At 66.7% G+C, this 25,638-nt stretch carries 29 protein-coding genes and 3 tRNA genes; 17 read left to right on the plus strand and 15 right to left on the minus strand.

What is annotated here, in order from left to right:
- Positions 1-13 precede the first annotated feature (13 nt).
- The 4 genes from B4A39_RS06875 to aroA all read right to left on the minus strand — a co-directional run bounded on the left by B4A39_RS06875 (position 14) and on the right by aroA (position 4,348).
- On the minus strand, positions 14-304 hold the full coding sequence (locus tag B4A39_RS06875) for an integration host factor subunit beta (protein WP_292034669.1): 291 nt from the start codon (positions 302-304) through the stop codon (positions 14-16).
- 213 nt (positions 305-517) lie between these two features.
- Complete coding sequence (gene rpsA, locus B4A39_RS06880) at positions 518-2,221, minus strand: 30S ribosomal protein S1 (protein ID WP_292034671.1); 1,704 nt, start codon at positions 2,219-2,221, stop codon at positions 518-520.
- Positions 2,222-2,390: 169 nt separating this feature from the next.
- The gene (gene cmk, locus B4A39_RS06885) at positions 2,391-3,041 is read right to left on the minus strand and encodes a (d)CMP kinase (protein ID WP_292034673.1); all 651 of its coding nucleotides are present in this window, start codon (positions 3,039-3,041) and stop codon (positions 2,391-2,393) included.
- Complete coding sequence (gene aroA, locus B4A39_RS06890) at positions 3,038-4,348, minus strand: 3-phosphoshikimate 1-carboxyvinyltransferase (RefSeq protein WP_313005439.1); 1,311 nt, start codon at positions 4,346-4,348, stop codon at positions 3,038-3,040. Before aroA ends, cmk begins: the two co-directional genes overlap by 4 nt.
- Positions 4,349-4,495: 147 nt before the next feature.
- Here aroA and B4A39_RS06895 point away from each other — a divergent pair, with 147 nt between their 5' ends.
- The 3 genes from B4A39_RS06895 (at position 4,496) to B4A39_RS06905 (ending at position 5,327) form a co-directional block, all read left to right on the plus strand.
- Positions 4,496-4,963 (plus strand): TIGR02300 family protein, encoded by a 468-nt coding sequence (locus B4A39_RS06895; protein ID WP_292034675.1) that lies wholly within the window; start codon positions 4,496-4,498, stop codon positions 4,961-4,963.
- A 128-nt stretch (positions 4,964-5,091) separates the two neighbouring features.
- Positions 5,092-5,167 (plus strand) — tRNA-Ala (locus B4A39_RS06900).
- An 84-nt stretch (positions 5,168-5,251) separates the two neighbouring features.
- A tRNA-Ala gene (locus B4A39_RS06905) sits at positions 5,252-5,327 on the plus strand.
- Positions 5,328-5,378: 51 nt separating this feature from the next.
- Here B4A39_RS06905 and B4A39_RS06910 read toward each other — a convergent pair.
- Positions 5,379-5,591, minus strand: a complete 213-nt coding sequence (locus B4A39_RS06910) for a hypothetical protein (RefSeq protein ID WP_292034677.1) — start codon at positions 5,589-5,591, stop codon at positions 5,379-5,381.
- A gap of 237 nt (positions 5,592-5,828) precedes the next feature.
- On the opposite strand from B4A39_RS06910, the gene B4A39_RS06915 reads away from it, so the two are divergent.
- Positions 5,829-6,740, plus strand: a complete 912-nt coding sequence (locus tag B4A39_RS06915; RefSeq protein ID WP_292034728.1) for an isopenicillin N synthase family dioxygenase — start codon at positions 5,829-5,831, stop codon at positions 6,738-6,740.
- A 76-nt stretch (positions 6,741-6,816) separates the two neighbouring features.
- Here the strand turns inward: B4A39_RS06915 and B4A39_RS06920 are convergent, their stop codons facing one another.
- The 3 genes from B4A39_RS06920 to B4A39_RS06930 form a co-directional block, all read right to left on the minus strand.
- Positions 6,817-8,772 (minus strand): pilus assembly protein TadG-related protein, encoded by a 1,956-nt coding sequence (locus B4A39_RS06920; RefSeq protein ID WP_292034679.1) that lies wholly within the window; start codon positions 8,770-8,772, stop codon positions 6,817-6,819.
- A gap of 117 nt (positions 8,773-8,889) precedes the next feature.
- On the minus strand, positions 8,890-9,594 hold the full coding sequence (mtgA, locus tag B4A39_RS06925) for a monofunctional biosynthetic peptidoglycan transglycosylase (RefSeq protein ID WP_292034680.1): 705 nt from the start codon (positions 9,592-9,594) through the stop codon (positions 8,890-8,892).
- Positions 9,595-9,636: 42 nt separating this feature from the next.
- Complete coding sequence (locus B4A39_RS06930) at positions 9,637-10,602, minus strand: WD40 repeat domain-containing protein (protein WP_292034682.1); 966 nt, start codon at positions 10,600-10,602, stop codon at positions 9,637-9,639.
- Between the two features lie 87 nt (positions 10,603-10,689).
- On the opposite strand from B4A39_RS06930, the gene B4A39_RS06935 reads away from it, so the two are divergent.
- Positions 10,690-11,376, plus strand: coding sequence for an alpha/beta fold hydrolase (locus tag B4A39_RS06935; protein ID WP_292034684.1), 687 nt, complete (start codon positions 10,690-10,692; stop codon positions 11,374-11,376).
- A gap of 18 nt (positions 11,377-11,394) precedes the next feature.
- Here the strand turns inward: B4A39_RS06935 and B4A39_RS06940 are convergent, their stop codons facing one another.
- From B4A39_RS06940 to B4A39_RS06955, 4 genes are all read right to left on the minus strand, one after another.
- Positions 11,395-11,604, minus strand: a complete 210-nt coding sequence (locus B4A39_RS06940; protein ID WP_292034687.1) for a DUF2093 domain-containing protein — start codon at positions 11,602-11,604, stop codon at positions 11,395-11,397.
- Positions 11,601-12,707, minus strand: coding sequence for a CobW family GTP-binding protein (locus B4A39_RS06945; protein ID WP_292034690.1), 1,107 nt, complete (start codon positions 12,705-12,707; stop codon positions 11,601-11,603). The genes B4A39_RS06940 and B4A39_RS06945 overlap by 4 nt, the downstream gene beginning before the upstream one ends.
- A 50-nt stretch (positions 12,708-12,757) precedes the next feature.
- Entirely contained in the window at positions 12,758-13,753 is a 996-nt protein-coding gene (locus tag B4A39_RS06950; protein WP_292034692.1) for a cation diffusion facilitator family transporter, read from the minus strand.
- Between the two features lie 85 nt (positions 13,754-13,838).
- A complete protein-coding gene (locus B4A39_RS06955) occupies positions 13,839-14,498 on the minus strand; it encodes a hypothetical protein (protein WP_292034693.1) in 660 nt (219 codons plus the stop codon).
- A 276-nt stretch (positions 14,499-14,774) separates the two neighbouring features.
- On the opposite strand from B4A39_RS06955, the gene rplU reads away from it, so the two are divergent.
- The 11 genes from rplU to B4A39_RS07010 all read left to right on the plus strand — a co-directional run bounded on the left by rplU (position 14,775) and on the right by B4A39_RS07010 (position 22,466).
- On the plus strand, positions 14,775-15,254 hold the full coding sequence (gene rplU / locus B4A39_RS06960; protein WP_292034696.1) for a 50S ribosomal protein L21: 480 nt from the start codon (positions 14,775-14,777) through the stop codon (positions 15,252-15,254).
- Between the two features lie 95 nt (positions 15,255-15,349).
- Entirely contained in the window at positions 15,350-15,634 is a 285-nt protein-coding gene (gene rpmA, locus B4A39_RS06965) for a 50S ribosomal protein L27 (RefSeq protein ID WP_292034698.1), read from the plus strand.
- A gap of 173 nt (positions 15,635-15,807) precedes the next feature.
- Entirely contained in the window at positions 15,808-16,341 is a 534-nt protein-coding gene (locus B4A39_RS06970) for a GNAT family N-acetyltransferase (RefSeq protein ID WP_292034699.1), read from the plus strand.
- 124 nt (positions 16,342-16,465) lie between these two features.
- A tRNA-Leu gene (locus tag B4A39_RS06975) sits at positions 16,466-16,552 on the plus strand.
- 169 nt (positions 16,553-16,721) lie between these two features.
- Positions 16,722-17,336, plus strand: a complete 615-nt coding sequence (locus B4A39_RS06980; protein ID WP_292034701.1) for a ribonuclease D — start codon at positions 16,722-16,724, stop codon at positions 17,334-17,336.
- A 7-nt stretch (positions 17,337-17,343) separates the two neighbouring features.
- Positions 17,344-18,006, plus strand: coding sequence for an LPS export ABC transporter periplasmic protein LptC (lptC, locus tag B4A39_RS06985; RefSeq protein ID WP_292034703.1), 663 nt, complete (start codon positions 17,344-17,346; stop codon positions 18,004-18,006).
- Positions 18,003-18,488, plus strand: coding sequence for an LptA/OstA family protein (locus tag B4A39_RS06990; protein WP_292034705.1), 486 nt, complete (start codon positions 18,003-18,005; stop codon positions 18,486-18,488). The genes lptC and B4A39_RS06990 overlap by 4 nt, the downstream gene beginning before the upstream one ends.
- 6 nt (positions 18,489-18,494) lie before the next feature.
- Positions 18,495-19,292: an LPS export ABC transporter ATP-binding protein gene (lptB, locus tag B4A39_RS06995; RefSeq protein WP_292034707.1), complete on the plus strand. Its 798-nt coding sequence runs from the start codon at positions 18,495-18,497 to the stop codon at positions 19,290-19,292.
- 392 nt (positions 19,293-19,684) lie between these two features.
- Positions 19,685-21,202: an RNA polymerase factor sigma-54 gene (gene rpoN / locus B4A39_RS07000; protein ID WP_292034709.1), complete on the plus strand. Its 1,518-nt coding sequence runs from the start codon at positions 19,685-19,687 to the stop codon at positions 21,200-21,202.
- 76 nt (positions 21,203-21,278) lie between these two features.
- Positions 21,279-21,926, plus strand: a complete 648-nt coding sequence (hpf, locus tag B4A39_RS07005) for a ribosome hibernation-promoting factor, HPF/YfiA family (protein WP_292034711.1) — start codon at positions 21,279-21,281, stop codon at positions 21,924-21,926.
- Positions 21,927-22,001: 75 nt separating this feature from the next.
- On the plus strand, positions 22,002-22,466 hold the full coding sequence (locus tag B4A39_RS07010; RefSeq protein ID WP_292034714.1) for a PTS sugar transporter subunit IIA: 465 nt from the start codon (positions 22,002-22,004) through the stop codon (positions 22,464-22,466).
- 34 nt (positions 22,467-22,500) lie between these two features.
- Here the strand turns inward: B4A39_RS07010 and B4A39_RS07015 are convergent, their stop codons facing one another.
- Both B4A39_RS07015 and B4A39_RS07020 read right to left on the minus strand, forming a co-directional pair.
- On the minus strand, positions 22,501-22,755 hold the full coding sequence (locus B4A39_RS07015; RefSeq protein WP_292034716.1) for a DUF1150 family protein: 255 nt from the start codon (positions 22,753-22,755) through the stop codon (positions 22,501-22,503).
- 55 nt (positions 22,756-22,810) lie between these two features.
- Entirely contained in the window at positions 22,811-23,233 is a 423-nt protein-coding gene (locus tag B4A39_RS07020) for an Hsp20 family protein (protein ID WP_292034718.1), read from the minus strand.
- A gap of 201 nt (positions 23,234-23,434) precedes the next feature.
- On the opposite strand from B4A39_RS07020, the gene B4A39_RS07025 reads away from it, so the two are divergent.
- The gene (locus B4A39_RS07025; RefSeq protein WP_292034719.1) at positions 23,435-24,109 is read left to right on the plus strand and encodes an OmpA family protein; all 675 of its coding nucleotides are present in this window, start codon (positions 23,435-23,437) and stop codon (positions 24,107-24,109) included.
- Positions 24,110-24,174: 65 nt separating this feature from the next.
- On the opposite strand, the gene B4A39_RS07030 is transcribed toward B4A39_RS07025, so the two are convergent.
- Entirely contained in the window at positions 24,175-25,494 is a 1,320-nt protein-coding gene (locus tag B4A39_RS07030; RefSeq protein WP_292034721.1) for a UDP-glucose dehydrogenase family protein, read from the minus strand.
- Positions 25,495-25,638 lie beyond the last annotated feature (144 nt).

The following is a 25,638-nucleotide window of genomic DNA, read 5'->3' on the forward strand; positions in this document are numbered from 1 at the left end:
TTCAGTCTTTCGTTCAGGCGTCGCCGGAAGCGTTCAGGCGCTCGCGAAGTTCCTTGCCGCTCTTGAAAAAGGGCACGGCCTTGGCCGGAACCTCGACCGTGTCGCCGGTGCGGGGGTTGCGCCCCACCCGGGCCGGACGGCTGCGCACGGAGAAGGCGCCGAAGCCCCGAAGTTCAACCCGACCGCCGTCCGACAGCGACTCGGTCATCTGACCCAGGATGACGTTGACGACCCGTTCCACCTCGGCGTGGGTGAGGTGGATGTTCTCGGCCGCCAGCTTCTCGATCAGTTCAGACTTGATCATTCAGGCCCCCGCCTGTGGCTGTTTCAGATGCAGTCGCTTCCGCTCAGGTCCGCACCCTAACCGTCTGACGCCACAGGAATAAAGAGGGCGCATCGGATTAAGAGCGATTCTCAAAGGGGTAGCCTCGCCATTGGCGCGGGTTCTTGCCCGTCGCGCAAGAAAAAAGGCGGCTGGATTGCTCCAGCCGCCCCATTTTCTGGTCGAAGAGGACGATTAGTCCTTCGAACCGGCCTTCTCGCGAAGCGCGGCGCCCAGGATGTCGCCCAGCGAAGCGCCCGAGTCCGACGAACCGAACTGTTCGATGGCCTCGGCCTCGTCCTTCATTTCCAGCGCCTTGACCGACACCGAGACGCGGCGCGTGGCCTTGTCGATGCCCGTGATCATGGCGTCGATGCGATCGCCGACGGCGAAGCGCTCCGGACGTTGCTCGTTGCGGTCGCGCGACAGGTCCGACTTGCGGACGAAGGCCGTGACCGGCGCGTCGTCTTCACCGAACTTGACTTCGATGCCGCCCGTTTCGACCGACGTCACGGTGACGGTGACCTGCTGGCCACGCTTGTAGACGTCGCCTTCCATCGGGTCGCCGCCGAGTTGCTTGACGCCCAGCGAAACGCGTTCCTTCTCGATGTCGACGTCCAGCACCTTGGCCTTGATCGTTTCACCCTTGCGGTAACGCTGGATGGCTTCTTCGCCCGACACGTTCCAGTCCAGGTCCGACAGGTGGACCATGCCGTCGATGTCGTTGTCCAGGCCGACGAACAGGCCGAACTCGGTGGCGTTCTTGACTTCGCCTTCGACGGTCGAACCGACCGGGTGAGCCTCGACGAAGGCTTCCCACGGGTTGTTCTGAGCCTGCTTCAGGCCCAGCGAGATACGACGCTTGGCGCTGTCGACGTCCAGGACGATGACTTCCACTTCCTGCGAGGTGGAGACGATCTTGCCCGGGTGGACGTTCTTCTTGGTCCAGGACATTTCCGAGACGTGGACCAGGCCTTCGACGCCGGCTTCCAGCTCAACGAACGCACCGTAGTCGGTGATGTTCGTGATGCGGCCCGTGTACTTGGCGTTGACCGGGTACTTGGCTTCGACGCCGTCCCACGGATCCGACTGCAGCTGCTTCATGCCGAGCGAGATGCGCTGGGTGTCCGGGTTGATCTTGACGATCTGGACCTTGACGGTGTCGCCGACGGCCAGGACTTGCGACGGATGCGAGACGCGCTTCCACGACATGTCGGTGACGTGCAGCAGGCCGTCGATGCCGCCCAGGTCGACGAACGCGCCGTAGTCGGTGATGTTCTTGACGACGCCTTCGCGGACTTCACCCTCTTGCAGCTGGCCGACCAGCTCCGTGCGCTGTTCGGCGCGGGCTTCTTCCAGGATGGCGCGACGCGAGACGACGATGTTGCCGCGCGGACGGTCCATCTTCAGGATGGCGAAGGGCTGTTCCTTGCCCATCAGCGGGCCGACGTCGCGCACCGGGCGGATGTCGACTTGCGAGCCGGGCAGGAAGGCCGAGGCGCCGCCCAGGTCGACGGTGAAGCCGCCCTTGACGCGACCGACGATAGCGCCGTTGACCGGCTGACCTTCGGCGAAGACGACTTCCAGACGGGTCCAGGCTTCTTCGCGGCGAGCCTTGTCGCGGCTGATGACGGCTTCACCCAGGGCGTTCTCGACGCGCTCCAGGTAGACTTCGACGTTGTCGCCGACCTTCGGGATGACGGCGCCTTCGCCGATGCCGAATTCGCGGGCCGGGATGCGACCTTCGGTCTTCAGACCGACGTCGATGATGATGATGTCTTTCTCGATGCCGACGACGCGGCCGTGAACGACCTGGCCTTCGCCAAGGTCGCGGCCCTGCAGTTGTTCGTCGAGCAGCGCGGCGAAATCGTCACGCGAGGGGTTGTGGGTGTCGGTCATGTAGCTCTGGGGTTATGGCGCGCGACCGGATGGCCCCGCGCGGGTGGATAAACAGGGAAAGGGAAAGTCAGGTCGTCAGGACGCGAGGCCGGCGCAAGAGGCGCATACAGGAAAAGCCAGAGCGCCCGCGGAAGCCGAGGTCAGGAGCGTTGGATTTGTCCGCAAGCCCCTAGAGACCATGCCGGACGCGCGCCGCCTCGACGATACGGCGGGCCGCATCGAAGGCGGCTTCTATACCCAGATCGGTCGTGTCCAGCAAGACCGCGTCGTCAGCCTGGACCATCGGGGCCGAATCCCGGCCCGAATCCCGCGCATCGCGCCGACGGATGTCCTCCAGCATGTCGGCGAAGGCGATGTCCTGCCCCCGGGCCGTCAACTGCTTCCAGCGCCGCTCGGCGCGGACCTCGGACGTGGCGGTGATATAAAGCTTGGCGGCGGCGGCGGGCGCGATCACCGTGCCGATGTCGCGCCCGTCCAGAACCGCGCCGCCGGGCTGGGCCGCGAAGTCCTGCTGCAGCTTCAGCAGAGCGGCGCGCACGCTGGCGTGGCTTGCGACCCGACTCGCCGCCTCGCCCGCATGGCGCTCGGTCAGGCGCGGATTGTCCGACAGGGTCGAAAGGTCCAGCGCCAGAGCCGCCGCCTCGGCCGCTGCGGCGTCGCCCAGATCCTGCCCCGCGTCCAGCACCGCCAGCCCGACAGCCCGATACAGCAGGCCCGTATCCAGATGCGGCAGGCCGTAGTGCGTCGCCAGACGCGCAGCAATGGTGCCCTTGCCCGATGCGGCGGGACCGTCGACGGCGATGACGAGCGACTGGGTCACGCTGCCCCCTCCGACACCGACGCGCCCAGGCCCTTCATCATAGCGACGAAGCCGGGGAAGCTGGTGGCGATCATTTCCGGGTCCAGCACCGAGACGGGCTGCTCGGCGGCCAGACCGAGGATCAGGTGGCTCATGGCGATGCGGTGATCATGGGCGGTGGCGACGGTTGCGCCCCCCTTCACCGGACCACCCGTGACGATGAAGCCCTCGGCCTCCTCCTCCACCGCGACGCCGCAGGCGCTCAGGCCGGCGACCATCAGGGCGATGCGGTCGCTTTCCTTGACCCGCATCTCGCCGATGCCGCGCATGACGGTGCGGCCCTCGGCATAGGCGGCGACCGCCGACAGGATGGGATATTCGTCGATCATCGAGGCGGCGCGGTCTTCCGGCACGACCACGCCCTTGAGCGCGGAATAGCGGGCCGTGATGTCGCCCACGTCCTCGCCCCCGCTAATGCGGCGGTTCGAGATGGTCAGGTCGGCGCCCATCTCGATCCAGGTGTCGAACAGGCCGGTGCGCTGCGGGTTCAACATGACGCCCTCGACCGTCACCTCCGAACCCGGAACGACCAGGGCCGCCGCCAGGGGGAAGGCCGCCGACGACGGATCGCCCGGCACGGCCACGGCGGTTCCGGTCAGCGTCTGCCCGCCCTGCAGACGAATGCGCCAGCCCTCGCCTTCCTCGCTCACGTCCACCGTGGCCCCGAAGGCGCGCAGCATCCGCTCGGTGTGGTCGCGGCTCTTTTCCGGTTCGACCACGACGGTCTCGCCCGCCGCGTTCAGTCCGGCCAGCAGGATGGCCGACTTGATCTGGGCCGAGGCCACCGTCTGCACATACTCAATGCCGGTCAGACCCCCACCATGCAGGGTCAGGGGCACGCGGTCCTCGGCCGCGTTCCAGTCGAAGCGCGCGCCCATGTCGGCCAGAGGCCCGGTGACCCGCTTCATCGGCCGCTTCCTCAGCGAGGCGTCGCCGTCGAAGGTCGCGCTCAGGTCATAGCCGGCGGCGGCGCCCATCAGCAGCCGCACCCCCGTCCCCGCGTTGCCGCAGTCGATGACCGCGCCCGGCGTCTTGAACCCGCCCGCGCCGGCGACCCGCCAGCGCCCCTCGTCCAGGCGTTCGACCTGCGCGCCAAAGGCTTCAACAGCCCGCGCCGTGGCCAGGATGTCGTCGCCTTCCAGCAGTCCCTCAATCTCGGTCACGCCCTCGGCCATGCCGCCGAAGATCAGCGAGCGGTGCGACATTGACTTGTCGCCCGGAGCGCGCACAGCGCCCTTCAACGGCGTGGAAACGGGACGCGCAGTCAGGGTCGAAGGGGCAGTCACCTGGCCAAAAACTCCAATTGTTCAGGAAACGCCGCGCTAAGCGGAGAAGAAGGCTTTTGACAGCGGCCCCCTTGGGTGGCAAGGGAGCCGGCCGAATTCCCGAATTCAACTCCTGCCGAAGGTAATCCCGTGGCCAAACCCGAACTGGGCCAAAAGCAGGTCTGCCCGAACTGCCAGGCCAAATTCTACGACCTGAACCGCCGCCCGGCGCACTGCCCCAAGTGCGACACCGAGTTCGACCCGCTTGAAGAAGCGCTGCGCAACCGCCGCGTTCGCGGTCGCACCGGCGCCGGCTTTGCGGCGGACGAAGAGGCCGAGGATCAAGTCGCCGACAAGTCGGCCGACAGCGACGACGAGGAAGAGGACACCGAAGCCTCGACCCCCGAAATCGACGAGGAAGGCCACGAGCCCATCCTGACCCCCGACGACGACGACGATGCTGAACCCAGCGCCGACGACGCCGGCATGGGCTCCTCCGACGGCGACGACGACGACGCCCTGGGCGACGACGACGATGACTCGGTGCCCTTCATCGAAGACGAGGACGACGACAACCTCGACGACGACATCGTCAAGCCGTCGCGCGACGACGATTGATACCAAGGGTCGGAAAAATAAGCGGAAAAAAAGTTGTCAGACTGGCTTGATCTCTCAAAAGCCCTGACATAGTTTCCGCCCCTCGCCGGAGCCCACCTGGGTCTCCGGCGGGACCGACCGAAAGGTTCGGGGCTTTAGCTCAGCTGGTAGAGCGCTTGCATGGCATGCAAGAGGTCAGCGGTTCGACTCCGCTAAGCTCCACCATCGAAGGCCCTGCGGAACGCCGCGGGGCCTTCGTCCTATCTGCCCCGGTTCGCCGGAGCTCACACATACCTCGCCGCAAGGCTTGGGGCTTTAGCTCAGCTGGTAGAGCGCTTGCATGGCATGCAAGAGGTCAGCGGTTCGACTCCGCTAAGCTCCACCATCAAAGGCCTCGCGGGACCGCCCGCGGGGCCTTTGTCCTGTCTGGGCCCGCTCAGTCTTCTTCCATGGCCTCGAACATCGCCTCCGCCTCGTCGAAGGTATCGTAGGCGAGTTGCTCGGGCGGACGGGCGATCACGAACCAGGTCATCGAGCGTCCGTCGCCCGTGTCCACGGTCTGCTGCCAGAAGCTGCGGTCGGTCCGGGTCTGGAGCAGCGCCCACTCCCCTTCGCCCTTCGGCGGATCGGGCTGCAATCGCCTGTCCATCTGTCGTTCCCTCCTGGCTGAAAGACGACACCACAACAGCAACGCTCGAGAGTCAAAGATTGAAGCGCGATCCGAAAGGGCGCCGGACTGCCAATTTGTTCCGGCAAGGCGTATGGAAACCGCCAGATCACCCCATCAGAGGCCTATTCGCCCGTGAGTTCATCGCCGCCCCCTTCCGCCTTGGCCGCCTCCTCCGCAGAGGACAAGACCAGGACCCGCGCCATCGTCCCCGTGTCGATGCAGGGTTATGACGCCGACTTCCAGGCCTTCGCCGACGCCCTCGGGGCCTCTTTCTCGCGCTACGGCTTCGCCGTGATCGCCGACCATGGCCTGGACCAGCCGACGATCGACGCCGCCATCGCCGACGCCAAGGCCTTCTTCGCCCTGCCCGAGGATGTGAAGCGTCAGTATCATCAGCCTGGCACCGGCGGCGCGCGCGGCCTGACCCCCTTCGGCGTTGAAGCCGCCAAGGGCGCAGCATCCGTGGACCTCAAGGAGTTCTGGCACGTCGGCCGCGAACTGCCTGCGGACCACCCCTATCGCAAATACATGCGCGACAACGTCTGGCCGACCGAGATCGAGGGCTTCCAGCCCCACCTCTACGGCATGTTCGACGCCCTGGACCAACTGGGTCGCAAGATCCTCAGGGCCATCGCCCGCTACATGCAGCTGGGCGACGACTATTTCGAAGACAAGGTCGAACTGGGCAACAGCGTCCTGCGCATGTTGCACTATCCGCCCGTTCCTGCCGATGCGCCCGGCGTCCGCGCCGGCGCCCATGAGGACATCAACGTCATCACCCTCCTGCTGGGCGCCGAAGAGGCCGGCCTTCAGCTGAAGGACGCCGACGGCGAATGGCTGGACATCGCTCCGCCGCCGGGCGCTCTGGTGGTCAACATCGGCGACATGCTGCAACGTCTGACCAACCACGTCCTGCCGTCGACGACCCACCGCGTGGTCAATCCGGCCCCCGAGCGTCGCGGCTTCGCCCGCTACTCGACGCCCTTCTTCCTGCACTTCAACCCGGACTTCCCGATCGAGACCCTGCCCTCGACCATCACGCCGGAAAACCCCGACCGCTATGCGGGCAAGACCATCCTGGCCGAGGACTTCCTGATGGAGCGCCTCAAGGAAATCCGCCTGATCTGACAGATCGGCGCATCGCCCAACGAAGAAGGGCCGGCGGAGCGATCCGCCGGCCCTTTTTGTTGTTGGCCCCGCTGCGTCAGCGCGCGATGCGCAGGCGGGTGATGTCGCGACCGATGGACTTGAAGGCCTCCTTCAGGTCCGTGCCGCTGGCCGCCTTGAAGAAATGGGTGGTCTTGCTGGTCGCGCACTCCTCCAGCATCTCCAGCGCGGTGTCGATGCCGGCGCCGCCCGTGCCGGTCCCCAGGTCAAATCCGACCGTATAGACAACCACGCCCTGGGCCTTCATCGCCCGGCACAGGTCCAGGGACTGCTGAAACGGGTGCCCGTTGGTGGCGTTCTGGTTGATGTGGCTGTCCGCGCTGCCGCTGCCGGAGCCCGCATCCGCTGCGATGACGCCCGCACGGAAGGGCGTGTTGAACTCACCGTCCGTCATGAGGATCGCCACCTTCAGGGTCTTGCTGGGATCATAGGCGGCCGGCCGACTGTTGGAGCCCCACAGGGTGCCGAAGTTCGGCGAGATCATGTACCAGGCCCAGCCGATGCCGATCTGACCGGCGGTGGAGCCGCCCGCCTGCAGCTTGTCGATCTCCTTGCCCAGATTGACCCGGCTGCTGGACAGCGGCGTGATGGCCACGCTGGGGCAGGGGTTGCTGTCGTCCAGATAGGCGCGGCCCACATAGGCGCCGACGCTCGGAGAGGAGTCGGTATAGGCCTGCCCCCCCGTTCGCTCGCTCACGCAGGTGCTTGACCCCAGCACAGCCACCATGCCGGACGCGGCGGGATAGGCGCGCCATTGGCCGCCGTCGCGACCATTGAACAGCTTGCCGCCGCTGGAATAGGTGACGCCGCCCTTGGTCGTATCGACCAGACCCAGGCTGCGGGACGTGTCGAGGATGACCTGGCTTCCACTCTGGCTGGCCACGCGATAGCCGCCGTTGCTCAGCTGCGACAGGCCGCCCATGTCCGCCAGTCGCACATAGTCGTTGGCGACCAGCCCATGTCCCGAAACCGTCAGCGTCAGACCGCAATCGGTCCTGACGCACTTGGCCACGTATCCAGAGCCGGAGAAGGAGTTGTAGCCCGTGGTGTTGAGGTAGTTCGACGTCGCATTGCCGTTGCTGTCCAAGAGACGCAGCTGGAACTGGCTGCTGGACGTCCTCACGACCTGATAGGGCACGCCGTTGACGGCGGCCATGTTGTCGATGTTCCACATCACCACGCGGTCGCCGTTGACGAACCCGTGGCTGGACGCCGTCACCGTGGCCGCGCTGTTCCGGTTCACCGCCGACACCGTGCGGATCGTGCCGCTGATCCAGCTGGCTGCGCTCACCGACTTGGACGTGGTGTCGAGCGATCCGCGCACGGTGTCCGCCACGCCGCCGACATTGACCCCGGCGGCATAGGGCACCAGGGCCACCTTAGAATAGAAGGGCGACTGCTGATCCTGGACCACCAGATCGATCAGTTCCTTGGCCGCCGCCTTCAGGTCCTGGATCTTGGACGTCGGCGGGCAGTTCTTGTTGCAGTTGTCCATGGACCCGGTGATGTCCAGGGCCATCGCCACCTCGACGTCGCGTGAGGCGCGCAGCACTTCGGAATGGCTGCCCACGGGCAGATAGTCGTCCAGAAGCTTGCCGTAGGGCGGCAGGACGATGTTGGCGACGATGACCTTCACGTTCACGCGCGCGTCGGCGACGATGGTGTTGCCCTGCAGCTTGAAGCTGGCGGTGTCGCCCGACTGGTCCTTGAAATAGGCGGGCATGTTGGCCTTCAGCGCCGCCAGACCGATGCGGTCCAGATTGACGTCGTCGGTGTATTTGGAGCGGGCGGCGGCCAAGGCGGCGGCGTCCAGCGCATCCTGCAGATTGGCCTTCACCTTGGACGCCTGGTGGATGTCGATCGCGCCCAGCGAGATCATCATCAGCGCCGGCAGGGCCAGGGCGAACATCATCGCGACGTTGCCGCGCCGGCCGGCGACGAAGCGCGCTGCAAAGCGTCGGGCGGCGCGCGCCAGCCGGTCCAGTTCACCCATGACGCCGTGCTTCACCGTTCCAACCCCAGCATTCCTCAGCGGACGCAGGCCCGCACTCTGGAAGAAGGTGACGCGGTTCGGTTAAGGCTTGGGCCTACGGCAAGGGTTAACGCCGTCTTAGCGGTCGACGCAGGCGTCCAGCCCGGCTTCGCGCACCGTGCCCATGGCGGCCTGGATACGGCTGGCCCGGCGGCGGACATAGGGGCCGGGCGAGGCCGCCTTGTAACGCCGCGGGCTGGGCAGGATGGCGGCCAGGCGGGCGGCTTCGCGCGCGGTCAGATTCTCGGCGCTCTTGTCGAACCAGTGCCGCGAGGCGGCCTCGGCGCCATAGACGCCCGGCGCCCACTCGGCGACGTTCAGATACATCTCCATGATCCGGCGCTTGCCCCAGATCCCTTCGATCAGACCGGTGTAGCCGACCTCCAACCCCTTCCGCACCCAGTCGCGGCCGGGCCAGAGGAAGACGTTCTTGGCGGTCTGCTGGCTGATGGTCGAGGCGCCCCGCCGCTTGTCCGAGCCGCGTTGCTCGGCCCGTTCATTGGCCTCCATCGCCTTCTGGATGGCCTCGACGTCGAAGCCGTGGTGCTGACAGAAGCGGGCGTCCTCGGCGGCGATCACCGCCTCGACCAGGCGCGGCGAGATGCGGTCCAGCGAGCGCCAGCGATAGTCCATGCCGTGACCGGCGACCGCCTGCTTGACCATCAGGATGGTGAACAGCGGCGGCACGAAGCGGTGCAGCACCACCCCGCCGACCGGGATCAGGGCCAGGATCAGCAGCAGGGTCAGCAGCGGGCGCCGCTTGCGGGTCTTCGCACGGGTCATGCCGTCATCCTGCCGGGCTCAAGCGTCAGCGCAAGCGCGATCTCAGAGCGAGACCACGCCAGCCTGGCCGTCCTCGTCGGCCCAGGCGATGCGGGCCGAACCCGCGCTCATGGCCAGGGCGACGATGGGCGCGCCCTTGTCCTTCTTGACGAAGTCCAGCCCCTGCCCCGCCGGATCGGCCCACCAGACGCGGCCGTCTTCGAGACCCGCGGCCAGACGCCCATGCTGTTCGGCGGCGGCGACGTGGGCGATCAGGGTCGTCTCGTCAAAGCCGATCTCGGTCGCCTCGCGCCCCATCGGGCCATTGGCGCCGATGAAGGGCCACAGCACCACGCCCTGCGCGCCCGAGGTCGCCAGCAGCTGTCCCTTGGCCATGAAGGCGAAGCTCTTCACCTTGGACGGATAGCCGCCCATGCGCATGTTCTTCTGATCCTTCATGCGCCAGCCGTGCAGTTGCGCGTCCTGCATCGAGGTGACGACGAAGGCGCCGTCGGGCGAGAAGGCCACCGCCAGGTGCGATCCGGCCCAGGCCAGCTTGGTCGGCTGCTGCTGCTCGATGCGCGCGTACCAAAGCCAGGCCCCGCCATAGGTGGCGGTGGCGATGCGCCGCCCCTTGGGATCGAAGGCCACGCCCGAGACGGTGCGCTCGTGCTGGAAGTCGCGTCGGAAGGCGACATCCTTGACGTCGATCACCGAAAGGGTGCGCCCCGCCGAAAAGGCGATCAGGCCCGAGGCTGGCGAGGCGGCGATGGAATCGATCCATTGGCCTTTCGACGTCGCCAGCAGGACAGCTTCGCCCTCTCGGCTCCACACCACCTTGCCGTCGTCGCCTCCGGTGACGACCCCTTCGCCCGAGGGGTGAACGGCGGCGCACAGGATGGCCCCGTCATGGACCTCGCTACGGGCGCCGTTCTCGAACCGGACCGAGCCGTCGCCCAGGGCGAAGATCGCGCCCGTCTTGTCGAACAGGGCGGCGGTGACCTGGGCGTCGAAGGAGAAGGTCGGCATGGCGGCTCACGCAAGGCAGAAAAAGTCAGACGCGCCTCATAGCCTCCCGCGTCGCGTCTGTCGCGCATCGGGCCTATAGACCAGCCCATGACCCTGCTGCTCATTCCCGGCTTCATGGCCGACGCGACCCTGTGGGACGCCATGACCGACGACCTGGCCCCGTTCGGGCCTCTGTGCGCGACGGACCTGAGCCGGGGCGAGGATATCGAGACCATGGCCGCCGCCATCCTCGGCGACGCCCCGGATCGCTTCGTCGCCGTCGGCTTTTCCATGGGCGGCTATGTGGCGCGCGAACTGGCGCGGATCGCGCCGGATCGGGTCACGGCCCTGATCCTGATCGCCACCTCGGCGCGCGGCGACACCGAGGAGCTGATCCGCCAGCGCCGCTCGGCCCTCAAGGCCGCGCCGAAGTCATTCAAGGGCCTGAGCCGCCCGGCCATCGTCTCGTCGCTGCATCCCGATCTGGCCGGGGATGAGGCCATGATCGCCCGCGTGCGCGACATGGGTCTGCGGCTGGGCGGCGAGGTCTTCCACCGGCAGTCGGCCATGGCCCGCGCCGGCGACCTCGACCGGCTGGACAAGATCGCCCAACCGACCCTGATCGTGGCGGCGGACGCCGACCGCCTGCGCGGTGCGGACGAGGCGGAGGAGTTGCATCGCGGGATCGCCGGCTCAACCCTGGTTCACGTCGCGCGCAGCGGTCACATGATCCCACTGGAACAGCCCAAGACGCTGGCCAAGGCGATGACAGACTGGCTGGCCACCCTCTCCTGACAGGAAAGGGTCAGCAGATCACCCGTGCGTCTCGACCCAGCGCTGGGTCATCAGCGCGCCGGACGCATAGGCCTCCTGCAGTTCCACGCTCCAGTAGTTGAGCATGTCCAGCGGGATGGCCGCGCCCGAGACGGCGCAGCGCACATGGTCGCCGCCCTTGACGATCTCGAAATCGGGCGTGCCATAGATCACCTTGGCCTCCACCCGCGGATGCGGCGGCGGGTTCACGCCGCGCAGGCCTCGAACCCGGCCTTCAGTTCCGCCTCGTTCAGATCGCGGCCGATGAAGACGGCGCGGCTCCAGCGGCGCTCCTTGTCGCCCCAGGGCTGTTGCAGGTCGCCCTCCAGGATCATGTGCACGGCCTGGAAGACCAGGCGGCGGTCCTCGCCGTCCACGTCGATGATGCCTTTGGCGCGCAGGATGTTCTGCCCCTGCTCGCCCAGCAGCTTGTCCAGCCAGGCGGTGAACTTCGCCCCGTTCAGCGGACGGTCCAGCGTCAGGGAGATGCCCTTGATGTCGTCGTTGTGGGCGTGACCGCGCGGCCCATGCTCATGACCGTGGTCGTGATGGTCATGGCCGTGGTCATGACCGCAGTGCTCGTCATGCACATGGTCGTGGTCATGGTGATCGTGGCCGCAATGCTCGTCGTGGACATGGCCCTCGGCGCCATGCGGCGGGTTCACGAAGTCCGGCTTGACCTCAAGGATGCGCTCCAGGTCGAAGGCGTGCAGACCCAGAACCTGATCCAGCGGCACGTTCGAGCGCTCGGCGCGGACAATGGGGGCCAAGGGGTTGAGGGCGCGCAGGCGAGCCTCGACGGCGTCCAGTTCCTCGGCCGTCGCCAGATCGACCTTGTTCAGGATGATGCGGTCGGCGAAGGCGACCTGCTCGCGCGCTTCCTTCGAATCGTCCAGACGCGCCATGACGTGCTTGGCGTCGACCAGGGCGGTGACGCTGTCCAGCTGGGTCTTGGCCTTGACCTCTTCGTCGACGAAGAAGGTCTGGGCCACCGGGCCGGGATCGGCCAGGCCGGTCGTCTCGACGATGATGGCGTCAAAGGCGGGCTTGCCCGGGCGCTGGCGCTTCATCAGACCGGAAACCACCCGGATCAGGTCGCCGCGCACCGTGCAGCAGACGCAGCCGTTGTTCATCTCGAACACGTCTTCGTCGGCGCCGACCACCAGGTCGTTGTCGATGCCGATCTCGCCGAACTCGTTGACGATGACGGCGTAACGCTTGCCGTGGTCCTCGGTGAGGATGCGGTTCAGCAGGGTGGTCTTGCCGGCGCCGAGGTAGCCGGTGAGGACGGTGACGGGAGTCTTCTGGGTCATGGGCGGCTAGATGGCGGCTACGGGGCCGGAAGGGAAGAGGCGCCGGGCGCTTAGCAGGTCGGACAGTCCGGCAGGGCGCCGCTTTCCAGCTGGAAGGTGGTGTGGCTGACGCCGAAACGGCTGCGCGCCACGCCTTGCGCCTCGATCAGCAGGGCGTCGGCGTCGGGTCGGTCGTGGACCAGATGCGCCGTCAGGGCCGTATCCGTGGTCGACAGGCCCCAGATGTGCAGGTCGTGCACGGCGCTGACGCCCGGCAGGGCCAGGAAGGCGTCGCGAACCTGATTCACCTCGACCCCGTTCGGGGCGGCGTCCAGCGCCAGATTGACCGAATCCTTCAGCAAGCCCCAGGTCCCGATCATGATGACGGCCACGATGCCCAGGCTGACCAGGGCGTCGATCACGGCCCAGCCGGTCAGCAGGATCACCGCGCCGGCCACCACGACGCCCAGCGACACGGCGGCGTCGGCCATCATGTGCAGATAGGCCCCGCGCACGTTCAGGTCCTTGTGCTGGTCCTTCATGAACAGCATGGCCGTGCCCAGGTTGATGACGAAGCCGATGCCCGCCACCACCATGATGACGCCCGAGGCCACCGGCGCGGGCTCGGCCAGACGGCGGATGGCCTCGAAGGCGATGGCCCCGCAGGCGAAGATCAGCAGCAGGGCGTTGCCCAGGGCCGCCAGCACCGTCGCCTTGCCATAGCCGTAGGTCCGCTTCGGCCCCGCCGCGCGCCGCGCCAGCCAGGCGGCTCCGCCGGCCATGGCCAGACCCAGAACATCGGACAGGTTGTGGCCCGCATCGGCCATCAGGGCCGTGGAATCGGCCCAGATTCCGGCGCCGAACTCGCAGGCGACGAAGGCCAGGTTGACGATCAGACCGACAGCGTAGCGCCAGTCGCCGGTATCCACCGGGCCATGATGATGTCCGCCGATCCCGTGGGAATGGCCGTGGCCGTGATCGTGGCCATGCGCATGACTATGGCCGCCGGGGCCGTGGTCATGCCCGTGCGCGTGGTCGTCATGGTCGTGTGCGTGGTCGTGCGCCATGAAGACCCTCTAGGCTCGCCCGCCGCATCGCGTCAACGAGGGCGAACGCAAGTCATTGAATGTAAATATATAACCTATCAGCTTCTCAGTGCTGATGGGTCATCACCAGAAAGCCGATCACGATCAGGGCCACGCCCAGGATGGCCCCCTCATACCGCGCCCAGCGCTCCAGTCGCAGGATCGAGTAGCCGGCGCTGGCCAGGGCGGCCAGCAGGGTCATGCCCAGCACCGTCCCCGCCGCAAAGGCGACCGTCAGCAAGGCCAGGGCCACGACGCCCTCGGTCGCCGAGGACAGATAGATGGGCAGCAGCACCTCGCCCGGCGTCACCGCCATCATCAGCACCAGCCCCCAGAAGGCGGCGCGGTCAGATACGGCGGGCTCCGGGACCTCGGCCTCAGGCCCCGTCGCCGTGATCGGCTTCTGCAAGGAGGCCCGCGCCAGATAGAAGGCCCCGAAGATAAAGAGCAGGGCCGCAGACAGGTGCGGCAGCAGACCCCCGATCCAGGCGTTCAGCGCCAGTCCCGCGGCCACGATCAGCGAGCCGACCAGAGCGGTCGAGGCGATGTGAGCCAGCCCGGCCGTCACGGCGACCGTCATGACCCGCGCCAGGCTCCAGCGCTGGGCGCGCCCGACCAGGACGAAGGGCAGCCAGTGGGTCGGCAGGGCGGCGTGCAGGAAGGCGGCGACGAATCCCCCGCCCAGAAGCGAGATCAGAACGGGCTGCTGAAGGTCGGGAGGCGACATTCCGCGGCTTCTATATTGTTACTTTGTAACGGTCGAGAGGGTTGGCGCGGGAATCTGCCGCGAATCTGCGTCTCTCACGCGGGCGTTCTTCCTATTGCGAAAGGGCGGCAAATCAGGCCACATCCTTCACGCAACGCCGCCTGTGCACGGCTTTTAGCCTCAGAACCCGCCCTTTCGCGTTGACTCTGGCTCGCCCTTCCGTATATGTCGCCGCTCTTCGCCCGCAGGGTTTCCTGACGGGCGCATTCTTTTTTGCGTTCACGCTGAGGCTTCCAAATGTACGCGGTGATCAAGACCGGCGGAAAGCAGTACCGGGTTCAACCGGGCGATGTGATTGTTGTCGAGAAACTCGACGGCGACGCTGGCGCTGCCGTCAATTTCGGTGAAGTCCTCATGCTGGGCGGCGACAAGGGTGTTACGGTCGGCGCTCCGCTGATCGACGGCGCCGCTGTCGCAGCCACGCTGATCGAGACCCGCAAGGGCGAGAAGATCAAGGTCTTCAAGAAGATCCGCCGTCAGGGCTACCGCCGCACGAACGGCCACCGCCAGATGGAAACCGTCCTGCGCATCACCGGCATCGAAGGCGCCGGCGAGAAGGCCAAGTGGGACGGCACGGTCGATCTGACGACCAAGGCTGAGATCAACGCTCGCGCCCGTGGCCTCGCCCCGCGCGTTGAAGCTGTCGAAGCCGAAGCCCCGAAGGCCAAGAAGGCTCCCGCCAAGAAAGCCGCCAAGGCTGAAGGCGCCGAAGCCTAAGACATTCACCGGCGCCTGTTCGGCGCCTAGCGAGTTACAAGTGCGCTCAACCAGGCCGACAGGTCGGTAGCGCGCTAAGGAAGAGGAGCAGCAAGATGGCTCACAAGAAATCCGGCGGTTCGTCGCGTAACGGTCGCGACTCCCATTCCAAGCGCCTCGGCGTGAAGAAGTATGGCGGCGAGCAGGTGCTGGCCGGCAACATCCTCGTGCGTCAACGCGGCACCACCTTCCACGCTGGTGAAAACGTCGGCCTGGGCCGCGACCACACCCTGTTCGCCACCGCGACCGGCGCTGTGAAATTCACCACCAAACGTGGCGGCCGTTGTTACGTGTCGATTCTCGCGGCCAACGACGACGCTCAGGCTATGGCCGCCGAGTAACGCGAACTGGACCAAAATCCGGGATCGCGTCGCTCTAGAAGCCGCGATCCGGACCAGGGAAATATTCCGCGGGGAGTCTGGATCACCAGGCTCCCCGTTTGCGTTTCCCCGCCTCGCTGACCGCCCGAGCCCTGATGAACAAGGATGGCGGTCGCACCAGAGGGGCGTGACCCATGTGCGTGATTGAAACTTCTCCTGTCGTCGAAACCCGGCGCCTCATCCTGCGCGCGCCCGCCGCCCAGGACATCGGCCGCATCGCCAGCCTGGCCAACGACCGCGACATCGCCCGCATGACCAAGCGGATGCCCCACCCCTTCCAGGTGACCGATGCCGAGGACTTCCTCCTGCACGTCGCCGCCCAGGACCCCAGGCGCGCCAACACCTTCGTCATCGAGCACGAGGACCACGGCCCTGTCGGCGTCATCGGCCTGTTCGAGGGCGAGGATGCGGTCCCCGAAACGGGCTACTGGATCGGCCGCGACTTCTGGGGCCGGGGCTTCGCCACGGAAGCCCTGGAGGGCGCCCTGGTCTGGGCCTCGAAGCGGTGGAGGCGCCGCGCCCTGGTGGCCGGCCACTTCGCCGACAACCCCGCCTCCGGGCGCGTGCTGGAGAAGGCCGGCTTCCTCTACACCGGCGAGACCCGTCCCGCCTTCAGCCAGGCGCGCGGCGAGATCGCCGATACCCGCATGATGGTCTGGCTGGCCTGATAGATCGCGGATTTCTCGGGGCTTTTGGTCAATGGCGCAGTTTTTTCCGGAATCGGAAAAAAGCCAGTTGACCGTCCCGGAGGTCCCCCCTATTAGTCCGGCCCTCGGCGGGGCGACCCACCGGGCCCAGGTGGCGGAATTGGTAGACGCGCTGGCTTCAGGTGCCAGTGGCTTAACGGCCGTGGAGGTTCGAGTCCTCTCCTGGGCACCACATTCTCAAGCGGCGTCGTATCCGATGGATACGGCGCCGTTTGTCATTTCAGCCCTGCCTTCTTATTCCATAACCGCGAAGGTTGGCCGAGCGTCCTAGCGATAGCGTGCGGTTCGTCTATGTTGTCGCCAGAACGCCATTCCAGTTTCCTGCGCCAGAGTTCCTGCCCATGACCGTCTATCTGCACGAAGGCGACCTGCCTGACGGCCTCGACCTCGGCCCCGAGGTCGCGATCGATTCCGAGACCATGGGCCTGCGCTTTCGTCGCGATCCCCTGTGCGTGGTGCAACTGTCTTCTGGAAACGGCGACGCCCATGTCGTGCGCCTGAACCGCCCCGGCTATGACTGCCCCAACCTGAAGCGCCTGCTCGCCGATCCCGCTGTGCTGAAGATCTTCCACTTCGGCCGCTTCGACATCGGCATGTTCGACCTGCACCTCGGCGTCGAGACCCGCCCCGTCTACTGCACCAAGATCGCCTCCAAGCTGGCCCGCACCTACACCGACCGGCACGGCCTGAAGGACGTGGCGCGCGAACTGGCTGGCGTCGACATGTCCAAGGCCCAGCAGAGCTCGGACTGGGGCTCGCCGGTCCTGTCCCAGGCCCAGCTGGACTACGCCGCATCCGACGTCCTCTACCTGCACGCCATCAAGGCGAAGCTGGACGTCATGCTGGAACGCGAAGGTCGCGGCGAACTGGCCCGCGCCTGCTTCGACTTCCTGCCCACGCGCTCGCGTCTCGACCTGGCCGGTTGGGACGAGATCGACATCTTCGCGCACGCCTGAGGCCGCCATGAGCGACCTTGACGCCCAGGAAGCGCGCAAGCGCGCCGACGAGGCCCGGGTCGCCCAGGCGGGCGAACGCTGGCGCGCGCGCTCGCGTCGGGTCAAGCTCTACCGCCGCATCCTGCCGATCATCATTCTGGTTCTGGCGGGCGGCGCCCTGACCTGGACCGTGTTCCGCACCGTCATGTCGGGCGTCGAGCGCAAGGCCAGCGAAAGCCGCGAGATCCGCCTCGACAACCCCATGTTCCATGGCCAGGACGCCCAGGGTCGCTCCTTCGTCATCGGGGCCCAGGGCGCCATTCGCGATCCGGCCACGGGCCATTTCCGCCTGGTCGGCCCCCTGCTCCGCCTGAACCTGGGCGGCCGCAAGGTGACGGAACTGACCGCCGACGGGGGCGTCTATATCGAGACGAACCGCCGCGTGGTGATCGGGCCGAACGTCAGGATTTCGGACGGCGGCTCCGGCTTCGTCCTGACCACGCCGGAAGCCGTGGTCGACACCAACACCGGCGTGGTGACGGGCGACAAGGGGGTTCAGGGGAAAGGCCCTCTTGGAACCATCAATGCTTCGTCCTATGCCATTTATGACCAGGGCCAACGGGTCGTCTTCAGCGGCCAGGGCGACAACAAGATGAGCGGGACCATCAATCCCGCGGGATCCGGCAAATGACCATGTCCAAGTCGAACACCATGATCGCGGGCGCCGCCCTGCTGCTGGCCCTGACGGTCCCCGCGACCTCCGGGGCCCAGAGCGCCCGCGCCGACGCCTCGAAGCAGCCGGTCCAGTATGGAGCCGACGGCGGCGAATACACGCCCAACGGCTTCGCCCTGCGCGGCCGGGCCGAACTGACCCAGGGCGGCAACCGCCTGCGCGCCGACGCCATCACCGGCGCGACCGCCAACGGCGACCTGAGCCGGGTGGAAGCGGTCGGCAACGTCTATTTCGTCACCCCGGACCAGAGCATGCGCGGCGACCGCGCCGTCTACACCTTGGGCAACGCCGAGGTGGTCGTGACCGGCGACGTCATCCTGACCCAGGGCAAGAACGTCCTGACCGGCAACCGCCTCGTCTACAACGTCCGCACCGAGACCGCCCGCATGGAAGGCGGCAACGGCCGGGTCCAGGGCGTCTTCTATCCGCAAGGGAACTGACCCCGCTTGGCGCGCAAGGAACTCTCAGCCCTCAACCTCGATCAGACGGATGTCGATCCCGCGCCCCCGCTCGAGGCGGCGCGCCAGACCGGTCTGCGTGTCGAGCACATCGCGCGGAGCTTCGGCCCGCGTCAGGTGGTCAAGGACGTCTCCCTGAGCGTCCAGCGCGGCGAGGTCTGCGGCCTGCTGGGTCCCAACGGCGCGGGCAAGACGACCTGCTTCTACATGATCACGGGCCTGATCCCGGCCGACAGCGGCTCGATCTGGCTGGACGGCGAGGAGATCACCGCTCAGCCGATGTATCAGCGCGCCCGCATGGGTCTGGGCTATCTGGCGCAGGAAGCCTCCATCTTCCGCGGCATGACGGTCGAGCAGAACATCAAGGCCGTGGTCGAACTGCGTGAAAAGACCGCCGCCGGCGTCCGCGACGAGACCACCCGCCTGCTGGAAGAACTGCGGATCGACCACCTGCGTCAGGCCCCCGCCACAGGCCTGTCCGGCGGTGAACGCCGTCGCGTCGAAATCGCCCGCGCCCTGGCGGCCCGGCCCAGCTTCATGCTGCTGGACGAACCCTTCGCCGGCATCGACCCCCTGGCCATCGCCGACATCCGTCACGTCATCCGCTACCTGTCCAGCCAGGGCATCGGCGTGCTGATCACCGACCACAACGTGCGCGAGACCCTGGACATCATCGACCGCGTCTCGATCATTTCGGCCGGCTCGGTCCTGTTCGAGGGCACCGCCGACCAGGCCGTCAACGATCCCGAGGTCCGCCGCGTCTACCTGGGCGAAATGTTCGGCTGACGTCGCTGCGGGGGCCTGCGCGCGCTCCGCTATCGCAACAGCACCGCCCAATCCCTTGCGGTAAAGGCGATTGGCCCCCTCTTGCGCCCGCATTCCGCGCAGCGGTCCAGGATCGATTAGGATCAGCCTCCTGATCTTTGACATCGTTCGCCCGCAGACATCCTGTTCGAGCAGCCGAAGCGCGCAGCTCAAGGCGTCCTGACGCGCCTCCCGCACCGCTTGGCGATTGCACCAATTGGACTGTTTTTTCTGATGGCGGGGTGCAATCTCGCCCCCCGCTGCTCCGTCGAACTGACAACGGGCCGGCGCTGTTCGCCAGACGTTAACGGCTATGGCCCACGATCCCAGCAAGAACCGGGCCAAAGCGGCCCATACTAGGGGATGGCGGCGCCGTGATCGGTCAGAGGCTGGAGGTCAGACAGGGTCAGGGGCTGGTCATCACGCCCCAGCTGCAGCAGGCGATCAAGCTGCTGCAACTGTCGAACCTCGAGCTGGAAGCCTTCGTCGAGGCCGAACTGGAACGAAACCCTCTGCTGCAACGGGACGAGGGCGATCAGGGCGGAGAGACCTCGACCGATCCCGCCGAATCGTCCGCCTCCGGCGAGGCCGGCGAGTTGCAGTTCACCGAGCCTTCCGGCGACGCTGAACGCGCCATGGATGCGCGGGCCGACGACCTCTACGATGACGCGCCGCCCGGCGAGCGCGACGCCGACCGCAAACGCGATGCAGGCGAGTCGATCGAACAGCCCGGCCTGTCAGACTGGTCGCGCGCTGGCGCCGGCGGCGCGGGCCACGACGAAGGCATGGAACGCCCCGACACCCGCGAGGCCACGCTCTGGGAGCATCTGCAGGCCCAGGCCTCCTCGGCCGGGTTCAGCGCGGCGGACCACGCGATCGCCCTGACCCTGATCGACGCCACTGACGAAGGCGGCTACTTGCGGGGAGAGCTTCAGGAATTCGCCGACCGGCTGGGCGTCGATCTGGCGCGGATCGAGGCGGTCCTGACGGTCTGCCACGGTTTCGAGCCCACAGGCGTCATGGCCCGCTCCGCGCCGGAATGCCTGAAGCTGCAACTGGTCGAGCGCAACCGCTTCGATCCGGCCATGGCCGCCTTGCTGGACAATCTCGAACTGCTGGCGCGCCGCGACCTGGCCGCCCTCCGCAAGGTCTGCGGCGTCGACGCCGACGACCTGACCGACATGATCGCCGAGCTGAAGGGGCTGACCCCGCGGCCCGGCGCCGGCTTCGGCGGCGAGCCCGCCCAGACCGTTGTGCCCGACGTCCACGTCCGTCCCGATCCGGCCGGCGGCTGGCGGGTGGAGCTGAACAGCGAGACCCTGCCCCGCCTTCTGATGGACAAGCGCTATCACGGCGTGGTCGCCGCCGGCGCCCGCTCCGAGACCGAAAAGCACTTCGTGGCCGAGTGCGCCGCCCAGGCCAGCTGGCTGGTCAAGTCCCTGGACCAGCGCGCCCGGACCATCCTCAAGGTGGGCTCCGAGATCGTGCGCCAGCAGGACGCCTTCCTCGCCTTCGGCGTCGAGTTCCTGCGGCCCCTCAATCTGAAGACGGTCGCCGACGCCATCGGCATGCACGAATCGACGGTCAGCCGCGTCACCTCGAACAAGTATGTCGCCACCCCGCGCGGCGTGTTCGAGCTGAAATTCTTCTTCACGGCCGCCATCCAGTCCTCCGACGGCGGGGCGCTTCATTCCGCCGAAGCCGTCCGCCACCGGATCAAGACCATGATCGACAACGAGGCCGCCGACGGCGACGTGCTCAGCGACGACCGCATCGTCGAAATCCTCAACGAGACCGGCGTCGACATCGCCCGGCGGACCGTGGCCAAATACCGGGAAGCCCTTAGAATTCCGTCCTCTGTCCAGCGTCGCAGGCTGCTCAAGGCGGGCTGATCACGCTGCGGCGAAGCGCCACCACAAATCGGTGATCGGCGTTGACACCAAACGCAACCCGTCGCGTTCTATGCCTATGCAGATCCAAGTCAGCGGCAAGCAAGTGGATGTCGGCGAAGCGCTAAGCTCGCGCATCTCCCAGGAACTCGAAGAGGGAATCGGCAAGTATTTCGCCCGCGGCGGAGACAATGCCGAGGTCGTGGTGTCCAAGGACGGCCACGGCTTCCGCGTTGACTGCTGGGTGCGTTTGGCTTCGGGCCAGAGTCTGGTGACCACGGGCTTCGGCGGCGACGCCCACGCCAGCTTCTCGGACAGCCTCGACAAGCTTGAGAAGCGCGTGCGCCGCTACAAGCGCCGCCTGAAGGATCACCATATCGGTCCCAAGGGCCTGTCCCCCGAGAAGACCGAGGACGCCGCCCGCGAAGTGGCCTCCATGACCGTCTTCCGCAATCCCGATTCGGTCGAGGATGACGCCTTCGGCGACGCCGGCGCGCCGGACGAACCCCCGCCCGTGGGCATGGTCATCGCCGAAACCGAGTCGGAAATCCGCACCATTACGGTGGGCCGCGCGGTTCTGGAACTCGACATGACCGGCTACCCCATCGTCATGTTCCGCAACGCCGCCCACGGCGGTCTGGCGGTCGTCTACCGCCGTCCGGACGGCAATGTGGGCTGGATCGACCCCGAGCGCACGCTCAAGGCCACGAACGGCAAGGGGTCGTAAGACTTCCACGAGGAGGGCGAAGGCGCTAAGACGCCTTCGCCCTTTCGCAATGTCGGGTTCGGTTTCGGGGTCACCATGGACATCGCTGATTTGTTGTCGTCGGGCGGAATAGTCCTGCGCGGCGGCGTCTCATCCAAGCGTCAGGCGCTGCATACCGTGGCCGAGGCCGCGTCGCTGGCGTTGGGCTTCGACGAGGATCGCGCGCTGGAAGCGCTGCTCGAACGCGAGGCGCTCGGCTCGACGGGACTGGGCTCGGGCGTGGCGGTGCCTCACGCCCGCATCAAGGGTCTGGACCGCGTCTGCGCCGTCTTCGTTCGCCTCGAGACGCCGGTCGCCTACGAGTCGGTCGACGACCGTCCCGTGGACCTTCTGTTCGCCCTCTTCGCTCCCCTGAACGCCGGTGCGGAGCACCTGCGCGCCTTGGCGGCGGTCTCGCGCGCCCTGCGGTCGCCCGAGTTGCGCGAACATCTGCGCCAGGCCCGCACCGTCGACGCTATTCGCGCCCTGTTCGTGAAGGACGTGCCCGCCACCGCAGCCTGACGCCCTAGGACGTCAACGGGCCGCAGCCGGATCATCAGTGAACCGAAACCGGCTCCAACTCATGCGCGGCCGCAGCGGCGAAGGCTGTCTCGCGGTCAAGCATGACAGCCAGGCGTTCCCCATCGGCGCCGTGAACGGCGTATAGGATCTGTTCCGGATCAATATCCAGGCCTGGCGTGACCTCGACATGGGCGTCATCCATGACGTCCGAGGCGCGGATCGCACGGACATAGACGAGGTCGGGCGCGCCGAGGCCGGCGAAGTCTTTCTGGTTCATCATCGGCGTCATAGGACCGCCTCCTTACGCTTGACTAAACGCCCGGCAAGCCGAGCGGTTCGACGGATCACGATCCCGTCGTAATGGGAATGCGCTGGATCTGGCGCTCCAAGTCCGGCCGCTCCAGGTCGACGTGCAGCAGGCCGTGCTCCAGCCGCGCCCCAGCGACCTCCAGACCGTCGGCCAGCACGAAGTTGCGCACGAAGCCTCGCGCGGCGATGCCACGATGGAGAAAGGCCTGTTCGCCCCTCCCTGCGTCGTCGCGTTTCCCAGCTATGGTCAGTTGGCGTCCCTCGAGCGTGATCGCCAGGTCTTCAGGCGTGAAACCGGCGACAGCCAGGCTGATACGCACAGCGCTATCGCTGAGTTGCTCGACATTATAGGGCGGGTAGCCTTCTGCCGCCGCCTTCGTCGCCCGATCGATCAGGCTGCGTGTATGGTCGAAGCCCAGCAGGAAGGGGCTGTCAAACAGGAGTGTTCGCGTCGTCATCGGTCCTCGCATACAAGCGACCTGGCCGTCCGCGTTCTCCCTAAGGCGGCAAGAACGCGCGGCCGTCCAACCTAGATGGTTACGCGGCCCGGCGCGGTCAACCGCCCGTATGTCGCAGCCGTTCACCTGACATACAGGTTGGAACCTTCACCGTTAGGCCCCGTTTTTCCATCTGACTTCATCACATCAAAAGGACACCTCATGCGCGCCAAGCTCATTGTCGCCAGCGCCAGCATTGCAGCCCTGCTCGGCGCCTCGGCCTGCACCACGACCGATCCCTACAGCTCGACCCCGACCCGCAACAACACGGGGACCGGCGCGCTCGCCGGGGCGGGCATCGGCGCTCTGCTTGGCTATCTGACCAATACCTCGAGCGGTGAACAGGGCCGCAAGAATGCGCTGATCGGCGCGGGCATCGGCGCCCTCGCCGGCGCCGGCGTGGGCCAGTACATGGACCGCCAGCAGCGCGCCCTGGAAGCGGAGTTGTCCGGCACCGGCGTCGGCGTGGCCCGCCAAGGCGACAATCTGGTGCTGCGGATGCCCTCCGACGTCACCTTCGCCACCAACCAGTCCAGCCTGGACAGCCGCTTCCTGCCGGTCCTGGATGACGTGGCCCGCGTGCTGAACGAGTACGACCGCTCGATGGTGGACGTCATCGGCCACACCGACGCCTCGGGCGGCGACGCCATCAACCAACCCCTATCCGAACGTCGCGCCTCTTCGGTCGCCGCCGCCCTGATGGAGCGCGGCCTGATCCGCGAGCGCCTGTATGTCGCCGGCAACAGCTCGCGCAACCCCATCGCCGACAACACGACGGTAGACGGCAAGGCGAAGAACCGCCGCGTTGAAATCCTCATCCGCCCCTTCACTGGTTAAGGGCCGCTGAGCAGAACAACAGAAGGGCGGCGCCAGCGCGCCGCCCTTTTTTCTTGTCTAGATGACTAGCGCGCGCTGTCCGGGCGGCCGATCGAGGTGTAGCGGAAGCCCCGCGCCTTCATGTCCTCAGGCCGATAGACATTGCGCAGATCGACCATGACCGGCTGCTTCAGCAGCAGCTTAATCCGGTCCAGATCCAAGGCCCGGAACTGGTCCCACTCCGTGAGGATGACGACGACGTCGGCCCCTTCGATCGCATCATAGGGACCGTCGCGGAATATCACCCCGTCCAGCACCTTCGCCGCCTCGTGCATGCCTTCCGGATCGAAGGCCTGAACCGACGCTCCCTTGGCGATCAGAGCCGGCGCCACGTCCAGAGAGGGCGCGTCGCGCATGTCGTCCGTATTCGGCTTGAACGTGAGGCCCAGCAGGGCCACGGTCTTGCCCTTCAGGTCCGTCCCACCCAGGGCGGCGACCACGCGGTCGGCCATGGCCTTCTTGCGCGCATCGTTCACCTCGACCGTCGTCTCGATCAGGCGCAGCGGCGAACCGGCGTCGGTCGCCGTGCGCACCAGGGCCAGGGTGTCCTTCGGGAAACAGGACCCGCCATAGCCGGGGCCGGCATGCAGGAATTTGGAGCCGATGCGGTTGTCCAGACCGATCCCCCGCGCCACCTGCTGGACATCCGCTCCCAGGCTTTCGCACAGGTCCGCCATCTCGTTGATGAAGGTGATCTTCAGCGCCAGGAAGGCGTTGGCGGCGTACTTCGTCAGTTCCGAGGTGCGACGGCCGGTGAACAGGATCGGCGTCTCGTTCAGGTTCAACGGGCGATAGAGTTCGGCCATGACCGGACGAGCACGCTCGTCCTCCAGGCCGACCACGACGCGGTCGGGACGCTTGAAGTCGCCGATGGCGGCACCTTCGCGCAGGAATTCGGGATTGGAAACGACCGCGAAATCCGCCTCCGGGCGGCGTGCGCGGATAATGCGCTCGATCTCGTCCCCGGTGCCCACTGGGACGGTCGATTTGGTCACCACCACGGTGAAGCCCTGGATCAGGTCCGCGATTTCTTCGGCGGCGGCGTAGACATAGGACAGGTCGGCGTGGCCGTCTCCGCGTCGCGAAGGCGTGCCCACAGCGATGAAGACGGCGTCGGCGGCGCGGATGGCTTCGGCGCCATCCAGCGCGAAGGACAGACGCCCGTCGCGCACATTGGCCGCGACAAGATCCTCGAGGCCCGGCTCATAGATCGGCATCCGACCATTGTTCAACTGATCGATCTTGCGGGCGTCCTTGTCGACACAGGTCACGACATGGCCGAAGTCGGCGAAGCAGGCTCCGGAAACGAGCCCGACGTAGCCGGTGCCGATCATTGCGACGCGCATGCGGTCATCCTCTTTATGCTGTCAGGTCGAGATAACGCCCAAGCATGACGTTTGCCAGTCAGCCCATATCGCCAGACAAAGAAAAGAGCGGCCGATCCGAAAGGATCGACCGCTCTAATCTTATCGACCTTCAAGATCATCGGG

This window comes from Brevundimonas sp. UBA4553, assembly GCF_002387245.1.
GTDB lineage: Bacteria > Pseudomonadota > Alphaproteobacteria > Caulobacterales > Caulobacteraceae > Brevundimonas.